Origin of the sequence: Pseudomonas sp. BN607 (assembly GCF_029871175.1) — a bacterium.
In the GTDB taxonomy this organism is placed as follows: Bacteria; Pseudomonadota; Gammaproteobacteria; order Pseudomonadales; family Pseudomonadaceae; genus Aquipseudomonas.
Genome location: NZ_SSOE01000067.1, coordinates 72,080 through 91,065 on the forward strand (window position 1 = coordinate 72,080; position 18,986 = coordinate 91,065).

Annotated in this window: 19 protein-coding genes; 15 read left to right on the forward strand and 4 right to left on the reverse strand. The window is 63.9% G+C overall.

The features are described 5' to 3' along the window. Positions 1–77: 77 nt before the first annotated feature. The 14 genes from E8E68_RS25225 (at position 78) to E8E68_RS25290 (ending at position 14,391) form a co-directional block, all read left to right on the forward strand. A complete protein-coding gene (locus tag E8E68_RS25225; RefSeq protein ID WP_280345940.1) occupies positions 78–515 on the forward strand; it encodes an NfeD family protein in 438 nt (145 codons plus the stop codon). Positions 516–541: 26 nt separating this feature from the next. Then, positions 542–1,396 carry an SPFH domain-containing protein gene (locus E8E68_RS25230; protein WP_110746003.1) on the forward strand — a complete coding sequence of 285 codons (855 nt, stop codon included), beginning with the start codon at positions 542–544 and terminating at the stop codon, positions 1,394–1,396. A 145-nt stretch (positions 1,397–1,541) separates the two neighbouring features. Beyond that, positions 1,542–1,931, forward strand: coding sequence for a DUF2946 domain-containing protein (locus tag E8E68_RS25235; protein WP_266029303.1), 390 nt, complete (start codon positions 1,542–1,544; stop codon positions 1,929–1,931). A gap of 45 nt (positions 1,932–1,976) precedes the next feature. Beyond that, entirely contained in the window at positions 1,977–2,462 is a 486-nt protein-coding gene (locus E8E68_RS25240) for a copper chaperone PCu(A)C (protein ID WP_266029304.1), read from the forward strand. A gap of 22 nt (positions 2,463–2,484) precedes the next feature. After that, complete coding sequence (locus E8E68_RS25245) at positions 2,485–2,913, forward strand: DUF2946 domain-containing protein (protein WP_266029305.1); 429 nt, start codon at positions 2,485–2,487, stop codon at positions 2,911–2,913. A gap of 66 nt (positions 2,914–2,979) precedes the next feature. Then, positions 2,980–5,046 (forward strand): TonB-dependent copper receptor, encoded by a 2,067-nt coding sequence (locus E8E68_RS25250; protein WP_280345945.1) that lies wholly within the window; start codon positions 2,980–2,982, stop codon positions 5,044–5,046. A 57-nt stretch (positions 5,047–5,103) separates the two neighbouring features. After that, positions 5,104–6,471, forward strand: coding sequence for a PepSY domain-containing protein (locus E8E68_RS25255; RefSeq protein WP_280345947.1), 1,368 nt, complete (start codon positions 5,104–5,106; stop codon positions 6,469–6,471). A gap of 221 nt (positions 6,472–6,692) precedes the next feature. Continuing rightward, positions 6,693–8,099, forward strand: coding sequence for a D-serine/D-alanine/glycine transporter (cycA, locus tag E8E68_RS25260; RefSeq protein WP_266029308.1), 1,407 nt, complete (start codon positions 6,693–6,695; stop codon positions 8,097–8,099). Between the two features lie 186 nt (positions 8,100–8,285). Further along, on the forward strand, positions 8,286–9,551 hold the full coding sequence (urtA, locus tag E8E68_RS25265; RefSeq protein WP_012274414.1) for an urea ABC transporter substrate-binding protein: 1,266 nt from the start codon (positions 8,286–8,288) through the stop codon (positions 9,549–9,551). Between the two features lie 110 nt (positions 9,552–9,661). Beyond that, positions 9,662–11,149, forward strand: coding sequence for an urea ABC transporter permease subunit UrtB (urtB, locus tag E8E68_RS25270; protein WP_280345950.1), 1,488 nt, complete (start codon positions 9,662–9,664; stop codon positions 11,147–11,149). Further along, the gene (urtC, locus tag E8E68_RS25275) at positions 11,149–12,228 is read left to right on the forward strand and encodes an urea ABC transporter permease subunit UrtC (protein WP_110745994.1); all 1,080 of its coding nucleotides are present in this window, start codon (positions 11,149–11,151) and stop codon (positions 12,226–12,228) included. The genes urtB and urtC overlap by 1 nt, the downstream gene beginning before the upstream one ends. Then, positions 12,225–13,082: an urea ABC transporter ATP-binding protein UrtD gene (urtD, locus tag E8E68_RS25280; protein ID WP_110745993.1), complete on the forward strand. Its 858-nt coding sequence runs from the start codon at positions 12,225–12,227 to the stop codon at positions 13,080–13,082. Before urtC ends, urtD begins: the two co-directional genes overlap by 4 nt. 63 nt (positions 13,083–13,145) lie before the next feature. Beyond that, positions 13,146–13,844: an urea ABC transporter ATP-binding subunit UrtE gene (gene urtE / locus E8E68_RS25285; RefSeq protein ID WP_110745992.1), complete on the forward strand. Its 699-nt coding sequence runs from the start codon at positions 13,146–13,148 to the stop codon at positions 13,842–13,844. A 31-nt stretch (positions 13,845–13,875) separates the two neighbouring features. Beyond that, entirely contained in the window at positions 13,876–14,391 is a 516-nt protein-coding gene (locus E8E68_RS25290; protein ID WP_266029311.1) for a GNAT family N-acetyltransferase, read from the forward strand. Between the two features lie 217 nt (positions 14,392–14,608). Here E8E68_RS25290 and E8E68_RS25295 read toward each other — a convergent pair whose 3' ends face one another. Continuing rightward, positions 14,609–14,914: a chaperone modulator CbpM gene (locus tag E8E68_RS25295; RefSeq protein WP_110745990.1), complete on the reverse strand. Its 306-nt coding sequence runs from the start codon at positions 14,912–14,914 to the stop codon at positions 14,609–14,611. 2 nt (positions 14,915–14,916) lie between these two features. After that, complete coding sequence (gene cbpA / locus E8E68_RS25300) at positions 14,917–15,870, reverse strand: curved DNA-binding protein (RefSeq protein ID WP_266029312.1); 954 nt, start codon at positions 15,868–15,870, stop codon at positions 14,917–14,919. Between the two features lie 164 nt (positions 15,871–16,034). On the opposite strand from cbpA, the gene E8E68_RS25305 reads away from it, so the two are divergent. Beyond that, a complete protein-coding gene (locus tag E8E68_RS25305) occupies positions 16,035–17,306 on the forward strand; it encodes an Hsp70 family protein (RefSeq protein ID WP_110745988.1) in 1,272 nt (423 codons plus the stop codon). A gap of 51 nt (positions 17,307–17,357) precedes the next feature. Here the strand turns inward: E8E68_RS25305 and E8E68_RS25310 are convergent, their stop codons facing one another. Both E8E68_RS25310 and E8E68_RS25315 read right to left on the reverse strand, forming a co-directional pair. Then, positions 17,358–18,365, reverse strand: coding sequence for a hypothetical protein (locus tag E8E68_RS25310; RefSeq protein ID WP_266029313.1), 1,008 nt, complete (start codon positions 18,363–18,365; stop codon positions 17,358–17,360). Between the two features lie 70 nt (positions 18,366–18,435). Further along, on the reverse strand, positions 18,436–18,723 hold the full coding sequence (locus E8E68_RS25315; protein WP_110745986.1) for a PsiF family protein: 288 nt from the start codon (positions 18,721–18,723) through the stop codon (positions 18,436–18,438). Positions 18,724–18,986 lie beyond the last annotated feature (263 nt).

Here is an 18,986-nt window from a genome sequence, read left to right on the forward strand (position 1 = left end):
CCTTCAACCCGGCGAGTGGCCCTGTGCCGCGCCGCTGCCTTAAACTGAGGCTCTCCCCTCTGGAAGGCACTGCCCATATGGAAATGCAATGGTGGATCTGGCTGGTGTTCGGCATCGCGCTGACCCTGCTCGAACTGGTCCTGCCGACGTTCTTCATCCTCTGGTTCGGCATCGGTGCCGTGCTGGTCGCGCTCATCGCGCTGGCCGCCCCCGGCCTGCAGCTGGACATGCAGGTGTTGCTGTGGGTCCTGCTGTCGTCGGCCACCACTGTGCTGTGGTTCAAGCTGTTCCGGCGCAAGCAGCCGGATGTGCGCTGGACCGCCGACAGCGTGATCGGCGAAGTCGGCCTGCTGACCGCTGGCGTGTCGGAGTTCCACAAAGGCCGCGTACGTTTCCAGAAGCCGATCCTCGGCAATGAAGAATGGACCTGCATCGCCGACAGCGAAATCGCCGCTGGCGAGCGGGTACGCCTCACCGCCATCGAAGGCAACACCGCCCGCGTCATTCGGGCCTGAACCCGCACTAAAAGGAATTTTGCATCATGACCAGCCTCATCGTCGTTGCCGCCATCGCGGTGTTCGTCCTGATCACCGTATTCAAAGGGGTACGCATCGTGCCCCAGGGCGAGGAATGGATTGTCGAACGCCTGGGCCGCTACAACAGCACCCTCAAGCCCGGCCTGAACATCGTTATCCCGTACATGGACGTGGTCGCCTACCGCCTGCCGACCAAGGACATCATCCTTGATGTGCAGGAGCAGGAAATCATCACCAAGGACAACGCGGTAATCGTCGCCAATGCGCTGTGCTTCGCCAAGGTGGTCGACCCGCAGAAGGCCTCGTATGGCGTCCAGAACTTCTCCTTCGCCGTCACCAGCCTGACCATGACCTCGTTGCGCGCCATCGTTGGTGCGATGGACCTCGATGAGGCGCTGTCCAGCCGCGAGCAGATCAAGGCACGCCTGCGCGAGGCAATGTCGGAGCAGACCGAAGACTGGGGGGTGACCGTGCGCTCGGTGGAAATCCAGGACATCAAGCCTTCGGAGAACATGCAACTGGCCATGGAGCGCCAGGCTGCGGCCGAGCGGGAGCGCAAGGCCGACGTGACCCGTGCCGAAGGGGCCAAACAGGCGGCGATCCTTGAAGCGGAAGCGCGGCTGCAGGCCGCCAGGCTGGATGCCGAGGCGCAGATCAGCCTGGCCGAGGCTTCGGCCCGGGCGATTTCGCTGGTGAAGGAAGCGGTGGGCAACGAGACAGTGCCGGCGATGTACTTGCTGGGCGAGCGTTATGTCGGGGCCATGGAGAACCTGGCGAGCAGCAACAACGCCAAGGTGGTGGTGCTACCGGCAGACCTGCAAGAGACCGTACGCGGGCTGATGGGTCGCAACAAGGCTTGAGATTGATTTGACCTTCTTCGCGGGCGTGCCCGCGAAGCAGCTGACAACGGTTCAACTGCCTGCCTGCGTCACTTCACCGCACCCCGCCATTTTTACCTATACTCCGCCTTACAATACCCACCACGATTCCTGACCGGATCTCTCCATGCCCCCACGTCGGCACATAGCCTGGATAGCCTGCCTAGCAGTGCTGTTCAACCTGCTGGCCATGCCGCTGGCCTCAGCCGTGCCCAAAGGCCCGGCCGAGCAGCTGCTGTGGGGGGCTTTCTGTTCCAGCATGGCCAACAAGGCCAAGGTCGATGTCCAGGCCCTGGCCAAGATCGATCTAGGCCCGCAAAGCGACGACAGCGGCGGCATGATGAACTGCTGGTGCTGCTCTGGCGCTGCACCGCTGCTGGCCCTGCCAGTCTACCCGCCGCAGTTGCACAACCCGCCGACAGTGCTCGCCGGGCTGTTGCAGCCACCTGCAGACTCCCAACCCACGCCGCGCCAGCTCTGGCCTGCGTTAAACCCCCGTGCCTCTCCGCTGGCCTGAGTTCTCACGCTGTCTGCCTGAACCTGAACAGAACGGAGATTCACCATGCTCAAGCACGCCCTCGTCATGGCCGCCCTGCTGCTGCCTGGCGCCTTTGCCAATGCCCATGAATACAGCGTGGGTGACCTGCACATTGCCCACCCCTGGTCACTGCAGCTGCCGCCCAACGCCCCCAACGTGGCGGCCTATTTCGTGGTGCACAACAATGGCCAGGCCGATGACCGCCTGCTCAGCGTCGACAGCCCCATCACCGATGATGCGCAATTGCATGAACACGCGATGAGCGCCAGCGGCGCCATGAAGATGCAGCAGGTACCGAGCGTGGCGGTGCCCGCCGGCAAGGACCTGACCTTTGCCCCCAGTGCCTACCACGTGATGCTGATGCAGCCCAAGGACCGCAGCCTGCTCGTTGATGGCAAGCGCTTCCCGTTGACGCTGCACTTCGAAAAAGCCGGCGACGTGACCGTCGAAGTGGCCGTGCAGAAGCAGCCGCCGACGGACCAGCCGCAAGCTCACGAACACGCGCACTGACACCTGCTTACAGGCACTCGCCATGAGCCTGCCGCGCAACAGCACCCGCCGTACCACCCGCCCTGACCGCAGGCGCGCCGGTGGCGGATGGCTGAGCCTGTTCGCCATGTGGATGATCTTCATCGGCCCGCTGATTTCCCAGTCGATGCCGATGGACCACCACGCCGGCATGCGCATGCCGATGGACATGCCGATGACGGCAGCCCATCAGCACGGCGACGCACATCACGGCCACGGCAGCGATGGCCAGCTGCACGTGATGTGGGAAAAATGCGGTTACTGCAGCCTGTTGTTCAATTGCCCGGCCTTGCCCCAGGCCCTGAGCCCGCTAAGCGCCGGCGGCCTTGCCCCCACCAGCCAGCTGTTTGCCGCAACGCACCAGGGCCATGCCCGGCAGGCTGTATTCCCCGGTGCGCGCAGCCGCGCCCCGCCCTCCTCGATCAGCGTCTGAAAGCACACTTTGCGCACGGAGCCAGGAGGCTTCGCGCTGACTCATGACTGATCGACTGGAATCATTATGTCTGGCTGCACCCCTGTTTTTGCCTTGTCCCTGCGTGGGACCATCGCCGCCGTGTGCGGCTCGCTGCTCGCGCCCGTGGCCCTGGCCGCCGACCTTGGCCAAGAAAGCCATGCGCACGATGCACCCGAGCTAAGCCCGACGGTAATCACTGCCGTGGCCCCGAGCTCACCGCTGACTGTGGTCACCAACCCGAAAGACCCACGCCAGCCGGTGCCGGCCAGCGACGGCGCCGACTACCTAAAGACCATCCCCGGCTTCTCGGCGATCCGCGCCGGCGGCACCAACGGCGACCCGGTCCTGCGCGGCATGTTTGGCTCGCGCCTGAACATTCTCACCAATGGCGGCCTGATGCTCGGCGCCTGCCCCAACCGCATGGACGCTCCCACTTCTTACATTTCGCCGGAAACCTACGACCGGCTGACCGTGATCAAAGGCCCGCAAAGCGTAATCTGGGGCCCCGGCGGCTCGGCTGGCACCATCCTCTTCGAACGCGAACCGGAAAAGTTCGGCACCCTCGGCAGCCGGGTCAACGCCAGCCTGCTGGCAGGTTCCAACGGCCGTTTCGACAAGGTGCTGGACGCCGCTGCCGGCAACAGCCAGGCCTATGCGCGCTTCGTCGGTAACCAGTCGCGCTCGGACGACTACCATGACGGCAGCCACGACACCGTGCCATCCCGCTGGGACAAGTGGAACGGCGACGTCGCGCTGGGCTGGACGCCCGACCAGGACACGCTGCTGGAGCTGACCGCCGGCAAGGGCGATGGCGAAGCCCGCTACGCCGGGCGCGGCATGGACGGCTCGCAGTTCAAGCGCGAAAGCCTGGGCCTGCGCTTTGAAAAGTCCAACCTCGGCGAGGTGCTGGACAAGGTCGAGGCCCAGGTCTACTACAACTACGCCGACCACGTGATGGACAACTACAGCCTGCGCACGCCGTCAGGCACCGGCATGATGGCCGGCCCCATGGCCGCCGCAGTCGACCGCCGCACCATGGGCGCGCGTATCAAGGCCACATGGCGCTGGGCTGACGTGCAGCTGATCAGCGGCATCGATGCGCAGACCAACGAACACCGCGCACGCAGTGCCATGGGTATCGACACCTACAAGAACCAGCCTTGGGACAAGGACGCCGACTTCCACAACTACGGTGCATTCGGCGAGCTGACGTGGTACGCCACTGGCACAGATCGGCTGATCACCGGCGCACGGCTGGACCGCGCCTCGGCCAAGGATTTCCGCGATGACAGCGCCACCAACGGCAACACCCGTGCCGACACCCTGCCCAGCGGCTTCCTGCGCTACGAGCACGACCTGGCGGCGCTCCCCGCCACCACCTACATCGGGCTTGGCCATGCTCAACGGTTCCCTGACTACTGGGAGCTGTTCTCCCCGGACCAAGGCCCTGCCGGCTCGGTCAATGCCTTCGACAGCATCAAGCCAGAGAAAACCACCCAGCTCGACTTCGGCATCCAATACCGCACCGAGCGTCTGGAGGCCTGGGCCTCGGGCTATGTCGGGCAGATCCGCGACTACATCCTGTTCGACTACCGCACCGGCATGATGGGCATGAGCACCTCGCAGGCACAGAACATCGACGCCCGCATCATGGGTGGCGAGCTGGGCGCAGCCTACCAGCTGACGGAAAACTGGAAGGCAGACGCCACGCTGGCCTACGCCTGGGGCAAAAACAGCAGCGACGGCAAGGCACTGCCGCAAATGCCACCGCTGGAAAGCCGCCTGGGCCTGACCTACAGCCGTGACGCATGGAGCGTCGGCGCGCTGTGGCGGCTGGTGGCGGCGCAGAACCGCATCGCCGAAAACCAAGGCAACGTGGTTGGCAAGGACTACGACAAGAGCGCCGGCTTCGGCGTGTTTTCGCTGAACGGCGCCTACAAGGTGAACAGCAACCTCAAGCTCAGCGCAGGGGTCGACAACCTGTTCGACAAAACCTACGCCGAGCATTTGAACCTGGCCGGGAATGCCGGGTTCGGCTACCCGGCAACCGATCCACAGCCGGTCAACGAGCCAGGCAGGACCTTGTGGACCAAGGTCGATTTCAGCTTCTGACAACAACCCGGGCGCATCTTCGGGTGCGCCCATCAGCTGGTCAAACAGGAGGTTCCCATGAGAGGAACACGCATCAGTTTCTATAACCTGGCCTGGCGTTGGCACTTCTATGCGGGGCTGTTCGTGGCCCCGTTCATGATCCTGCTGGCGATCACCGGGATCATCTACCTGTTCAAGCCGCAGCTTGACCCGCTGCTGTACCGCGACCTGATGGTGGTCGAGGCCGGCCACCATCGACAGGGCGCCGACCTGATGCTGGCCGAAGTGCGCCAGGCCTACCCCAAGGGCCATGTCGGCCAGTACCTGCCACCGCTGAACGCCGAGCGCAGCGCGCAGTTCGTGGTGCATGACGGTGGCCGCGAACTGAACGTGTTCGTCGACCCTTACAGTGGCAAGGTGCTCGGCGAGCAGGACGGCAAGCAGAACCTGCAGGCCATCGCCCGTGCCCTGCATGGCGAGCTGATGGTCGGCACGCTGGGTGACCGCCTGGTGGAACTGGCCGCAGGCTGGGGCATCGTGCTGGTGGTGTCGGGCCTGTACTTGTGGTGGCCACGCGGGCGCAAGGGTGCTGGCGTGCTGTGGCCACGGCTATCGGCACGCGGCCGGCTGCTGTGGCGCGACCTGCACGCGGTAACCGGTTTCTGGGGTTCGGCCCTGCTGTTGCTGATGCTGCTCAGCGGCATGACCTGGACCGGCCTGTGGGGCAAGCAGTACGCCGATCTGTGGAACCGCTTCCCGGCCGCCATGTGGAACGACGTGCCCAAGTCGGACCAGCAGGCCCGGGAGCTGAACAGTGCGCATCGCCAGACCGTGCCGTGGGCAATGGAAAACACGCCAATGCCGCAGTCCGGCGCGCACGCCGAGCATGCCGGGCACCACACCACTACTGCCATGCCCGCGGCACCGCTGGTGAGCCTGCAGCAGGTCGAGGACATCGCCACCGCGCGGCAGGTCGAGCCAGGCTACAGCATCACCCTGCCCACCACCGCAGACGGGGTGTTCACCATTGCCGTATTCGCCGACGACCCGCGCAACGACGCCACCCTGCATGTCGACCAGTACACCGGCAAGGTGCTGGCGGATGTGCGCTGGCAGGACTACAGCCCGGTCGCCCGCGCCACCGAGCTGGGGGTGATGCTGCATGAAGGCAAGATGTTCGGGGCGTTCAACCAGATCATCATCCTGCTGGTATGCCTGATGATCATGCTGGGCTCGGTGAGCGGGCTGGTGATGTGGTGGAAGCGCCGCCCCGAGGGTGGCCTGGGTGTGCCGCCGCTGCGTCATGACCTGCCGCGCTGGAAGGCAGCGGTGGGGGTGATGCTGGTGCTAGGGGTGCTGTTCCCGCTGGTAGGGGTATCGATGGTGGTGATGTGGGTGGTGGATAGCCTGGTAGTCAGGCGCCGCCGGGTGCTGGCCAGCGCCTGAGCCCTGCATACGCGAGCTTGCCCGCTTCCACAGGATCTCTGCCGCCCTCAGGCGTGGCGCGATACCTGTGGGAGCGGGCATGCCCGCGAAGAGGCCGGCGAAGGTGTCGGACTTTGCCTGGCAAAGCACGGCTGCTATCTGAAAATCGTGGCGTTCTGTCGCGATCTCGAATTGGAACGCCCGTGTTAGCCTAGCCGGCGACTTTCAAGGGAATGCAGCTTATGACCGCAATTTCACCAAAACCACAAGAAGAGCAGCACCTGCAACGCAACCTGACCAACCGCCACATTCAGCTGATCGCCATCGGCGGCGCGATCGGCACCGGCCTGTTCATGGGCTCGGGCAAGACCATCAGCCTGGCCGGGCCGTCGATCATCTTCGTCTACATGATCATCGGCTTCATGCTGTTCTTCGTCATGCGCGCCATGGGCGAACTGCTGCTGTCGAACCTCAACTACAAGTCGTTCATCGACTTCTCCGCCGACCTGCTCGGCCCGTGGGCCGGCTACTTCACCGGCTGGACCTACTGGTTCTGCTGGGTGGTCACCGGCATTGCCGATGTGGTCGCCATCGCTGCCTACACGCAATTCTGGTTCCCCGACCTGCCACAGTGGATACCGGCACTGACCTGCGTGGCGCTCCTGCTGTCGTTGAATCTGGTGACGGTGAAAATGTTCGGCGAGCTGGAGTTCTGGTTCGCCCTGGTCAAGATCGTTGCCATCCTCGGCCTGGTCGCCACCGGCCTGTACATGGTCATCACCGGCTTCACCTCGCCCAGCGGGCGCACTGCGCAGTTGGCCAACCTGTGGAATGATGGCGGCATGTTCCCCAACGGCCTGATGGGCTTCTTCGCCGGCTTCCAGATCGCCGTGTTCGCCTTCGTCGGCATCGAGCTGGTGGGTACCACCGCCGCAGAGGCCAAGAACCCGGAACGTACTTTGCCACGGGCGATCAACTCGATCCCGATCCGCATCATCGTGTTCTACGTACTGGCGCTGATCGCGATCATGGCGGTGACGCCATGGCGTGACGTGGTGCCGGGCAAGAGCCCGTTCGTCGAGCTGTTCGTGCTGGCCGGTCTGCCGGCAGCGGCGAGCATCATCAACTTCGTGGTACTGACTTCGGCGGCTTCGTCGGCAAACAGCGGCGTGTTCTCCACCAGCCGCATGCTGTACGGGCTGTCGCAGGAAGGCGACGCACCCAAAGCGTTCGAGAAACTGTCGAGCCGCTCGGTACCGGCCAACGGCCTGTTCTTCTCCTGCACCTGCCTGCTGCTGGGGGCAGTGCTGATCTACCTGGTGCCGAACGTGATCGAGGCGTTCACCTTGGTAACCACCGTTTCGGCGGTGCTGTTCATGTTCGTCTGGACGCTGATCCTGCTGTCGTACCTGAAGTACCGCAAGCACCGTGTGGCGCTGCACCAGGCATCGAAATACAAGATGCCGGGCGGGCGCTTCATGTGCTACGTGTGCCTGGTGTTCTTTGCTTTCATCCTGGTGCTGCTGAGCCTGGAAGACGATACCCGCGCGGCACTGGTGGTGACGCCGATCTGGTTTGTGCTGCTTGCGGTGACCTATCAGGGGGTGCGCAGCAAGCGCCATCCGCGCACGGCAGTGCGTAACGGCTGATGGCTCTGGGGCCGCACAGCGGCCCCAATCCTGTGCACATAAATCCATCAAGCACCAACCTGGATCCAACCAACGCCCCAACACCTCGCACAACCCCTCTATTGCGCGCATCCCGCCGTTAGGCACACCCCTTGCAATGCCTCTCCCCGCTTGGCCAACACCAAAAAAACTCAGCGGAGAGAGCACATGAAGCGTCGCAGTCTGATCAAGGCCTTTACCCTCAGCGCATCGATTGCCGCAATGGGCCTGAGCTGGAGCATCCAGGCCGCCGAGACCATCAAGGTCGGCATCCTGCATTCGCTGTCGGGGACCATGGCCATTTCCGAGACCTCGCTCAAGGACATGGCGCTGATGACCATCGACGAGATCAACGCCAAAGGCGGGGTCAACGGCAAAATGCTCGAACCGGTGGTGGTCGACCCGGCCTCCAACTGGCCGCTGTTCGCGGAAAAGAGCCGCCAGCTGCTGACCCAGGACAAGGTCGCCGTGGTGTTCGGCTGCTGGACCTCGGTGTCACGCAAGTCGGTGCTGCCGGTGTTCGAAGAGCTCAACGGCCTGCTGTTCTACCCGGTGCAATACGAGGGTGAGGAGATGTCGCCAAACGTGTTCTACACCGGCGCCGCGCCTAACCAGCAGGCCATCCCGGCGGTGGAATACCTGATGAGCGAAGACGGCGGCAGCGCCAAGCGCTTCTTCCTGCTGGGTACCGATTACGTCTACCCGCGCACCACCAACAAGATCCTGCGCGCGTTCCTGCACAGCAAGGGCGTGGCCGACAAGGACATCGAGGAGGTGTACACCCCGTTCGGTCACGCCGATTACCAGACCATCGTCGCCAACATCAAGAAGTTCTCCGCTGGCGGCAAGACTGCAGTCATCTCCACGGTCAATGGCGACTCGAACGTGCCGTTCTACAAAGAGCTGGCCAACCAGGGCCTGAAGGCCACCGACGTGCCCGTGGTGGCCTTCTCGGTGGGCGAAGAAGAGCTGCGTGGCATCGACACCAAGCCGCTGGTGGGCCACCTGGCCGCATGGAACTACTTCGAGTCCGTGGATAACCCGGTCAACCAGAAGTTCGTCGCCGACTGGAAAGCCTACGCCAAGGCCAAGGGCCTGCCGGGCGCCGACAAGGCAGTGACCAACGACCCGATGGAAGCCACCTACGTGGGCATCCACATGTGGGCCCAGGCTGTCGAGAAAGCCAAGTCCACCGACGTTGACAAGGTCCGCGAAGCACTGGCCGGGCAGAGCTTCAAGGCGCCGTCGGGCTTCACCCTGACCATGGACAAGACCAACCACCACCTGCACAAACCGGTGATGATCGGCGAAATCCAGGATGACGGGCAGTTCAGCGTGGTGTGGGAAACCGAGCAGCCGCTGCGGGCGCAGCCATGGAGCCCGTTCATTCCGGGCAACGACAAGCGGCCGGACTATGCGGTGAAAGGTAACTGAGTGCATGGGGCTGCCTTGCAGCCCATTCGCGGGGCAAGCCCGCTCCCACAGGCCTCTGGGAGCGGGCTTGTCCCGCGAAGAATCCACCACCGATTACCAGGACTACCCGCATGCTCAGACTGCTGCTCACCCTGCTTCTGCTGTTGCCCCTGGCCACCCAGGCCAGCGAGGGCGAATTCTTTCTAACCGCCAAGCCCGCCGAGCAAGCCCGCCTGCTCGAAGGCTGGGCAGCACAACCCGATGCCGGGCGCCTGCCGCTGCTGGACAACCTGCGCCAGGGCCGCATCGCCGCCGACGACACCCGCAAGGTGCGCCTGAACAACCGCCTGCGCGGCCTGATCGACAACGCCCTGGCCAGCCATCAGCTGCTCAGCGACAACAGCGCCACCCGCTTGGCCGCCGCCCAGCAACTACAGAAAAGCGCACAACCTGCGCAAATGGCCTTCCTCGACCGGCGCTTCGCCGCCGAGCCGGACGCTGCCGTGCGGGCTGCCCTCGGCCTGGCCCTGGCCAACCTGCAGCTGGGCGCCAGCGAGCCAGCAGTGCGCCTGGCCGCTGTGCGCCTGCTGGGTGAAACCGGTGACCCATTGGCCCGTACCCGCCTTGAGGCGCTGCTGCAACCAGGCGCGGAAACCGACGCGGGCGTGCGCACAGCCGCCGAAACCAGCCTGGCGCAGGTGCAGCGCAAGTTACTGGTCGGCGAACTGCTCGGCCAGGCCTTCAGCGGGCTGTCGCTGGGTTCGATCCTGCTGTTGGCGGCGCTCGGCCTGGCCATCACCTTCGGCCTGCTCGGGGTGATCAACATGGCCCATGGCGAAATGCTGATGCTCGGTGCCTACAGCACCTACATGGTCCAGGTGCTGATGCAGCGCTACGCGCCAGGTGCCATCGAGTTCTACCCGCTGATCGCCCTGCCGGTAGCCTTCGCCGTCAGTGCTGGGGTCGGCATGGCGCTGGAGCGCACCGTGATCCGCCACCTGTACGGCCGCCCGCTGGAAACCCTGCTGGCCACCTGGGGTATCAGCCTGATCCTGATCCAGGCCATCCGCCTGCTGTTTGGCGCGCAGAACGTCGAGGTCAGCAACCCGGCGTGGCTGTCGGGCGGCATCCAGCTGTTGCCAAACCTGGTGCTGCCATACAACCGCCTGGTCATCATCGGCTTCGCCCTGGCCGTGGTACTGCTGACCTGGCTGCTGCTCAACCGCACGCGGCTGGGCCTCAACGTGCGGGCCGTCACCCAGAACCGCAACATGGCGGCCTGCTGCGGGGTGTCCACCGGGCGCGTCGACATGCTCGCCTTCGGCCTTGGTTCAGGCATTGCCGGGCTTGGCGGCGTGGCCCTGAGCCAGGTCGGCAACGTCGGTCCGGACCTGGGCCAGAGCTACATCATCGACTCGTTCCTGGTGGTGGTGCTTGGCGGTGTCGGGCAACTGGCCGGCAGCCTCTGGGCCGCCTTCGGCCTTGGCATCGCCAACAAGCTGCTGGAGCCGCAGATCGGTGCGGTACTCGGCAAGATTCTTATCCTTGCGTTGATCATTCTGTTCATCCAGAAGCGCCCGCAAGGCCTGTTCGCCCTCAAGGGACGGGTAATCGACTGATGAACCAGCCACTGCTTGTCACCGCTACGCAAAAGGCCGGGCCGCGCCTGTCGCTGGCCATCGGCGCCGTCGTCGTCCTGGTGCTGGTGGCCCTGCCGCTGCTGTCGCTGCTGCCAGCGGACCACTCACTGCAAGTCTCGGCCTACACCCTGACCCTGGTCGGCAAGATCCTCTGCTATGCCATCGTCGCGCTGGCGCTGGACCTGGTCTGGGGCTACGCCGGCTTGCTTTCGCTGGGCCATGGCCTGTTCTTCGCCCTGGGCGGCTACGCCATGGGCATGTACCTGATGCGCCAGGCGGCCGGCGACGGTTTGCCGGGGTTCATGACCTTCCTGTCATGGACCGAGCTGCCGTGGTATTGGGCCGGTACCCAGCACTTTGCCTGGGCCCTGTGCCTGGTGGTACTGGCGCCTGGGCTGCTGGCGCTGGTGTTCGGCTGGTTCGCCTTCCGTTCACGGATCAAGGGCGTGTACTTCTCGATCATGACCCAGGCCCTGACCTTCGCCGGCATGTTGCTGTTCTTCCGCAACGAAACCGGCTTCGGCGGCAACAACGGCTTCACCAACTTCCGCACCATCCTGGGCTTTGACATTACCGCGCAAGGCACCCGGGCCGTGCTGTTCCTGCTGACTGTCGGCCTGCTGTTGGCCAGCCTCTACCTGTGCTGGCGCCTGACCCGTAGCAAGTTCGGCCGCCTGTTGACGGCAGTACGCGACGCGGAGAACCGCCTGATGTTCTGCGGCTATGACCCGCGCGGCTTCAAGCTGCTGGTGTGGGTGCTCAGCGCGGTGTTGTGCGGCCTGGCCGGGGCGCTTTACGTGCCGCAGGTGGGCATCATCAACCCCAGCGAAATGTCGCCGACCAACTCCATCGAAGCCGCCGTATGGGTGGCCCTCGGCGGGCGCGGCACGCTGATCGGCCCGCTGCTCGGCGCCGGCCTGGTCAATGGCATGAAAAGCTGGTTCACCGTGGCCTTCCCGGAGTTCTGGCTGTTCTTCCTCGGCGCGCTGTTCATCCTCGTTACCCTGTACCTGCCCAAGGGCGTGGTCGGCCTGTTGAAGAAAAGGAGCCAGCCATGAGAGGCGTGCCCCCGGTACACCCAGAATTCATGCTTGAGCCGGTGTTCGACCAGCTGGGCGCAGGCCGTGATGCCATCGGCCTGGGCCACAGCCGCAAGGCCGGCCTGGATACCCGCCACGGCACGGTGCTGAGCCTGGAGGACATCAGCGTCAGCTTCGATGGCTTCAAGGCCCTGAACGCCCTGAACCTGTACATCGGCGTGGGCGAACTGCGCTGCATCATCGGCCCCAATGGCGCCGGCAAGACCACCATGATGGACGTGATCACCGGCAAGACCCGGCCCGACAGTGGCACGGCTTATTTCGGCGACACCCTCGACCTGACCCGCATGGGTGAGTACCAGATCGCCCAGGCCGGCATTGGCCGCAAGTTCCAGAAGCCCACGGTGTTCGAAGCGCTGACGGTGTTCGAGAACCTGGAGCTGGCGCTGAAGACCGACAAGTCGGTGTGGGCCAGCCTGGCGGCACGTCTGGGCGGCGAGCAGCACCAGCGCATCGAGGAGGTGCTCACCACCTTGCGCTTGCTGCCGCTGGCCCAGCGCCAGGCCGGCCTGCTGTCGCACGGGCAAAAGCAGTTTCTGGAAATCGGCATGCTGCTGGTGCAGGAGCCGCAATTGCTGTTGCTGGATGAACCGGTGGCGGGCATGACCGATGCCGAGACCGAGTTTACCGCCGAGCTGTTCAAGGGCCTGGCCGGCAAGCATTCACTGATGGTGGTGGAACATGACATGGGCTTTGTCGGCAGCATTGCCGACCATGTGACCGTGCTGCACCAGGGCAGTGTGCTGGCGGAGGGATCGCTGGAGCAGGTGCAGGCGGATGAGCGGGTGGTCGAGGTGTATCTGGGCCGCTAGATCTTCAAACCTGTGCGGGCCTATCGCCTGCACAGGCACAGCATCTCTTCCAGGAATTCTCATATGCTCAAGATCGACACCCTGCACCAGTACTACGGCGGCAGCCACATCCTGCGCGGCCTGTCCTTTGAAGCCAACGTCGGCGAAGTCACCTGCCTGCTCGGCCGCAATGGCGTGGGCAAGACCACCCTGCTGCGCTGCCTGATGGGCCTGGTGCCGGCTCGCGAAGGCAATATCGAATGGGAAGGCAAGCCGATCACCGCACTGAAACCCCAGCAACGCGTTCACGCCGGCATCGCCTACGTGCCCCAGGGGCGCGAGATCTTCCCGCGGCTGACCGTCGAGGAAAACCTGCTGATGGGCCTGTCGCGCTTCCCCGCCCGTGAGGCCCGCGAAGTGCCAGCGTTCATCTATGAACTGTTCCCGGTATTGGAACAGATGAAGCAACGCCGCGGCGGCGACCTGTCCGGTGGCCAGCAGCAACAGCTGGCGATCGGCCGCGCCCTGGCCAGCCGGCCGCGGTTGCTGATCCTCGACGAGCCGACCGAGGGCATTCAGCCCTCGGTAATCAAGGAAATAGGCGCAGTGATCCGCCGCCTGGCCGAACGCGGGGACATGGCAATCCTGCTGGTGGAGCAGTTCTACGACTTTGCCGAAGAGCTGGCTGACCAGTACCTGGTCATGGCCCGTGGCGAAATCGTCCAGCGCGGCCGTGGCGAAAACATGCAGGCCGAAGGTGTGCGCGGGCTGGTAACCATTTAACCTGCAACCAACGACCCTGCGAGACGCTGTCATGAGTTACCAAATCCGCGACGCCCTGCCCGCCGACGTGCCGGGCATCCTCGACATCTACAACGACGCCGTGCGCAACACCACGGCAATCTGGAACGAAACCCCCGTCGACCTGGCCAACCGCCAGGCCTGGTTCGAAGCACGCGCGCAGCAGGGCTACCCGATCCTGGTGGCCAGGGATGAAACCGGCGTGCTGGGCTATGCCTCGTTTGGCGACTGGCGGCCGTTCGAGGGCTTCCGCCTGACTGTGGAGCACTCGGTGTATATCCGTGGCGACCAGCGGGGCAAGGGGTTGGGGCCGGTGTTGATGGCCGCGCTGATCGAGCGTGCTAAGGGGTGCGGCAAGCATGTGATGGTGGCGGCCATCGAGAGTGGCAATGCGGCGTCGGTTCGCCTGCATGAGCGGCTGGGCTTCGTGGTGACCGGCCAGATGCCGCAGGTGGGGGTAAAGTTTGGCCGCTGGCTAGATCTGACCTTCATGCAGCTGGTGTTGAACCCGGGCGCCGAACCGACCTGAAATTTGGTCCATTGCTGGATCAACTGTCTTGCTCAATTTCTAGAATCCAGCGCGATCCCTGTGGGAGCGGGCTTGTCCCGCGAACACGGGCGAAGCCCGTGCCATCCACCGTGTTGGCTTCTTCGCGGGCAAGCCCGCTCCCACAGGTACCCCGCAGGCTTGAGGCTTATGCAGTACTTGGGGCTGGGCAATCCCCCACAGATGCCGGCGGGGGAACTTACAGCTGGATAAACCGGCCCAGCCGCTGCTTCAGCATGCTGTTCTCACTGCGCAACTGCTGCACTTCCTGCAGTAGCTCCAGCGCCAGCGCCACGCCTTCCCATTCCAGTTCCAGCTCTTGGTGCAGCTTCACCGCGCGCTTGGCCAATAACGGCGCCTGATCGTCAAACAGCCAGTCCTCCGGCGTTCGCCCGGAAGGTTCGACAATGCCGTGTTCGACGATTTCGATCACGCAGTCCGCCGTCACATCGGCTTCCTGACACAAGGTACGCATGTCCAGTTGAACGATCAGGGTGCTGCTCATGATCACTTACTCCATTGTGTCCTCGGGTTGAACGCCGCCTTCTCGGAAAGCTTCGTCCACAGTTCGCGGGCAGATTCGTCGGATGCCGGTGGCATGACCACTTTGAGCTGCGCATAAAGGTTGCCGCGCTCGCCGTTCTTGTTGGCCAGGCCCTTGCCCGGTACGCGCAGGCGCTGGCCGCTCTGGCTGTCCGGGCGGATGGTGAGGTTGATCTTGCCTTCCAGGGTCGGCACCGCCACCTTGGTGCCCAGCGCAGCCTCCCACGGTGCCAGCGGCACGGTGATGATCAGGTCATGACCTTCGACATCGAACAGCGGATGCGGTGCCATGCGGATGGTCAGGAACAGGTCGCCATTGGCCCCACCACCGCTGCCCGGCGCGCCCTGGCCTTTGAGGCGGATGCGCTCGCCGTCGGTCACCCCGGCCGGAATCTTCACGTTCAGCGTCTTGGTGGTGAAGCCGGTGCGCTGGCCCATGGCATTGGTTTGCGGCACCTGGAAGCTGATCTGCTTGGACTCCTTGCTCAGGGTCTCTTCAAGGAATACCGCCAGTTCAAGTTCCACGTCCTGCCCCCGCCTGCCGGCGCTACGTTGCTGCTGCCGGGTGCCACCGAAGGGGTTGCCACCGCGGTTACCGAAGATCGAGCTGAAGAAGTCGGAGAAATCGCCGCCTTCGAAGCCGCCACCACCGCCACGGTTTTCCCAGCCTGGAGGTGCCTGGAATGGCCGGCCATGCTGACCGCCATACTTGCGGATTTCGTCGAACTCGGCACGTTTCTGCGCGTCGCCAAGCACCTCGTAGGCCTCGTTGGCCTCCTTGAACTTGTCCTCGGCATCGCGCTCCTTGCTGACATCGGGGTGATACTTGCGCGCCAGCTTGCGGTAGGCGGCCTTGATCGCCTTCTCGTCCGCCGTGGGCTCTACGCCAAGTATCTTGTAATAGTCTTTGAAGTCCATCTGTGGATCACCAGTGTGAAAGTGCGTGTTGCATCAGAAGATAGGGGTCAAGCATAGCCTTTCAAGACCACCTTGGGTTTGCCCCATGGCAGACGACTGGTCTTGATTCTGTAGCCAACTGGCATACACTGCGCGGCCGTTTTGCCTCCGGAAGCTATTTCCCCATGTCTGACGTATCCCCGGCCCGCGCCCTGGGCATCGACTTTGGCACCTCCAACTCCACGGTAGGCTGGCACCGCCCTGGCGCGGAATCGCTGATTGCCCTGGAAGACGGCAAGATCACCTTGCCTTCGGTGGTGTTCTTCAACATCGAGGAACGGCGCCCGGTATATGGCCGCCTGGCATTGCACGAGTACCTGGAAGGCTACGAAGGCCGCCTGATGCGCTCGCTGAAAAGCCTGCTGGGCTCCAAGCTGATCAAGCATGACACCAGTGTGCTGGGCAGCGCCTTGCCGTTCAAGGACCTGCTGGGCATGTTCATCGGCGAGCTGAAGAAGCGCGCCGAGGCCGCCGCAGGTCGTGAATTCGACCAGGTGGTGCTGGGCCGGCCGGTGTTCTTCGTCGACGAAGACGCGGCCGCCGACCAGGAGGCTGAAGACACCCTGGCCGAGGTGGCGCGCAAGATCGGCTTCAAGGACGTGTCGTTCCAGTACGAGCCGATTGCCGCCGCCTTCGACTACGAGTCGGGTATCAGCCGTGAAGAGCTGGTACTCATCGTCGACATCGGCGGTGGTACTTCGGACTTCACCCTGATCCGCCTGTCGCCCGAGCGCCACCTGGTCGCCGAACGCCAGAGCGACATCCTCGCCACCGGTGGCGTGCACATCGGCGGGACCGACTTCGACAAGCAGTTGAGCCTACAGGGCGTGATGCCATTGTTCGGCTACGGCAGCCGGATGAAGAGCGGCGCGCTGATGCCGACCAGCTATCACCTCAACCTGGCCACCTGGCACACCATCAACGCCTTGTACTCGCAGAAGTCGCAACTGGCGCTGGGCAGCATGCGCTACGACATCGAGGACAGCTTCGGTATCGACCGCCTGTTCAAGCTGATCGAACAGCGCGCCGGCCACTGGCTAGCGATGGAAGTGGAAGCCAGCAAGATCGAACTGACCGAGCATGACAGCCGTCGCATCGACCTGCGCCGGGTCGAGCCCGAGCTGACTGCGGAGCTGACCCGGGTGTTGTTCGAAGATGCCATCGAAGGGTTGCTGGAGCGTGTACGCGGTAGCGTGACCGAGTTGCTGGCCAAGGCCGGGGTGAATGAAGGGCAGGTCGACACCGTATTCTTCACCGGTGGCTCCAGCGGGATTCCGGCGCTGCGCAACAGCGTTTCGGCGATGCTGCCGAATGCCCGGCACGTGGAAGGCAATATCTTTGGCAGCATTGGTAGCGGGCTGGCCATTGAGGCGCGCAAGCGTTACGGCGCAGCCTGAGCCATCCCTTCAGCCTGTGCCCGCGAAGGGCCGGCACAGGCTAATCCTGAATCAGACCAGCTCCGCCCGCTTAAGCTCACTCTTGAGGTAGGCATAGTAGACTGGTCCCGCCACCACCCCGGGCAGACCGAACGCGGCCTCGAACACCAGCATCGCCAGCAGCAGCTCCCACGCCTTGGCACTGATCTGCCCACCCACGATCCGCGCGTTGAGGAAGTACTCGACCTTGTGGATGACGATCAGGTAACCCAGCGCCGCCGCCGCCACCCAGATCGACAGCGACAAGCCAACGATGGTGATCAGGGTGTTGGACATCAGGTTGCCGATCACCGGCAGCAGGCCCAACAGGAAGGTCAGCACGATCAGCGTCTTGGTCAGCGGCAGGTGCACGTCGAACAGGGGCAACACCACGGCCAGGAAGATACCGGTGAAGGTGGTGTTGAGCAGCGAAATCTTGATCTGCGCGAAGACAATGTTGCGAAACGCCTTCACCAGCAGGTTCAGGCGCTCGAACAGCGCCGCCGCCAGTGGCTTGCGTCGGGACACGTCGGGAATGCGCTGCAAGGCGATGATGGCACCGAGGATCATACCGATCAGGAGCGTCACGAACATGTGCGCCATGCCCTTGCCCACCAGTTGCAGATCGCTCAGGTGGCTTTTGATCCAGTCGCCGATGGCCACCTTGAATTCGGCGGCACTGGCAGGCAGGTAGGCTTCGATGAACGGCGGCAGCTGACTGCGGGCCTGTTCGACCAAGGCCATGAACTTGTCCAGCGAGGCGCCAGGGTTTTCCGCCTCGTGCAGCAGAAAACTGAAAGCACCGGCAATCAGCAAGGCCAGGGTAAAGACCACCAATGTGCCCAGCAGCGCCACGGCCAACCAGCGGGCGCGCTGCCCGGCAATCAGCGGCTGCAGGCGCGGGGTCAGCATGTTGACCAGTTCAAAGACCAACAGCCCGGCCAGCAGGCTGGGCAGCAATTTCAGGGGCAAGGCCAGCAGCAGCCCGGCCATGACGATGATCAGACTGGCCAGGGTCATCTGGCGGGGGGTGAAAGTCATACAGCCTCGACGGCAGACAGCAGGAATGCCCGCAGTCTGCCAGCCTTGGGGCTGCAGGCATAGGCGCAGGTCACTTCTTCTTCAGGCAGTCGCTCATGAAGGCTTTGCGCTCGTCCCCCTTCAGGGCCTTGGTGGTAGCGTCGGCGTTACAGGTTTTCATCTTCTCCTGCTGGGTTTGTGGCACATCCTTCTTCAAGCAGGTGCTCATGAAAGCCTTGCGCTCATCACCCTTTAGGGCTTTGGTGGTGGCGTCGGCGTTGCAGGTTTTCATCTTTTCCTGTTGCGCAGTATTGGCGGCGAAACCTTGCGCGCTGAACAATAGCGCCAGCGCCAGTAACGGAATGTGCAGCACTTTCATGGAGTGGTCTCCTTGGCTCCGCGCCCGATGCACGGGGGTCGAGCTGAGTGTAGCCAAGAATGCTCAGCGCCCCTTCGCGCCTGGCGAGGCGGGGGCAAGGGATGCATGACGTGAGTTCTGAGGGGTTGCAGAGATCGAGCGCCGCCCGCGCGGCGCATCGCGAGCTGCGCTCGCTCCTACGCTTGTTTCGGGCCAGTAACGCCTGTGACAGGCGCGCGCGGCCCCCTTTTTGTATGACGCAACATCGCGCCATGCGCCAAGGC

Excerpts from the sequence above, each read along its gene's own strand:
- cbpA (WP_266029312.1), bottom strand. The coding sequence starts at position 15,870 with ATGGACTTCAAAGACTATTACAAGATACTTGGCGTAGAGCCCACGGCG.
- urtD (WP_110745993.1), top strand. The coding sequence starts at position 12,225 with ATGAGAGGCGTGCCCCCGGTACACCCAGAATTCATGCTTGAGCCGGTG.
- E8E68_RS25225 (WP_280345940.1), top strand. The coding sequence starts at position 78 with ATGGAAATGCAATGGTGGATCTGGCTGGTGTTCGGCATCGCGCTGACC.
- E8E68_RS25295 (WP_110745990.1), bottom strand. The coding sequence starts at position 14,914 with ATGAGCAGCACCCTGATCGTTCAACTGGACATGCGTACCTTGTGTCAG.
- E8E68_RS25230 (WP_110746003.1), top strand. The coding sequence starts at position 542 with ATGACCAGCCTCATCGTCGTTGCCGCCATCGCGGTGTTCGTCCTGATC.
- urtA (WP_012274414.1), top strand. The coding sequence starts at position 8,286 with ATGAAGCGTCGCAGTCTGATCAAGGCCTTTACCCTCAGCGCATCGATT.
- urtE (WP_110745992.1), top strand. The coding sequence starts at position 13,146 with ATGCTCAAGATCGACACCCTGCACCAGTACTACGGCGGCAGCCACATC.
- urtC (WP_110745994.1), top strand. The coding sequence starts at position 11,149 with ATGAACCAGCCACTGCTTGTCACCGCTACGCAAAAGGCCGGGCCGCGC.
- E8E68_RS25255 (WP_280345947.1), top strand. The coding sequence starts at position 5,104 with ATGAGAGGAACACGCATCAGTTTCTATAACCTGGCCTGGCGTTGGCAC.
- urtB (WP_280345950.1), top strand. The coding sequence starts at position 9,662 with ATGCTCAGACTGCTGCTCACCCTGCTTCTGCTGTTGCCCCTGGCCACC.
- E8E68_RS25315 (WP_110745986.1), bottom strand. The coding sequence starts at position 18,723 with ATGAAAGTGCTGCACATTCCGTTACTGGCGCTGGCGCTATTGTTCAGC.
- E8E68_RS25310 (WP_266029313.1), bottom strand. The coding sequence starts at position 18,365 with ATGACTTTCACCCCCCGCCAGATGACCCTGGCCAGTCTGATCATCGTC.
- E8E68_RS25240 (WP_266029304.1), top strand. The coding sequence starts at position 1,977 with ATGCTCAAGCACGCCCTCGTCATGGCCGCCCTGCTGCTGCCTGGCGCC.
- E8E68_RS25235 (WP_266029303.1), top strand. The coding sequence starts at position 1,542 with ATGCCCCCACGTCGGCACATAGCCTGGATAGCCTGCCTAGCAGTGCTG.
- cycA (WP_266029308.1), top strand. The coding sequence starts at position 6,693 with ATGACCGCAATTTCACCAAAACCACAAGAAGAGCAGCACCTGCAACGC.
- E8E68_RS25250 (WP_280345945.1), top strand. The coding sequence starts at position 2,980 with ATGTCTGGCTGCACCCCTGTTTTTGCCTTGTCCCTGCGTGGGACCATC.
- E8E68_RS25245 (WP_266029305.1), top strand. The coding sequence starts at position 2,485 with ATGAGCCTGCCGCGCAACAGCACCCGCCGTACCACCCGCCCTGACCGC.
- E8E68_RS25305 (WP_110745988.1), top strand. The coding sequence starts at position 16,035 with ATGTCTGACGTATCCCCGGCCCGCGCCCTGGGCATCGACTTTGGCACC.
- E8E68_RS25290 (WP_266029311.1), top strand. The coding sequence starts at position 13,876 with ATGAGTTACCAAATCCGCGACGCCCTGCCCGCCGACGTGCCGGGCATC.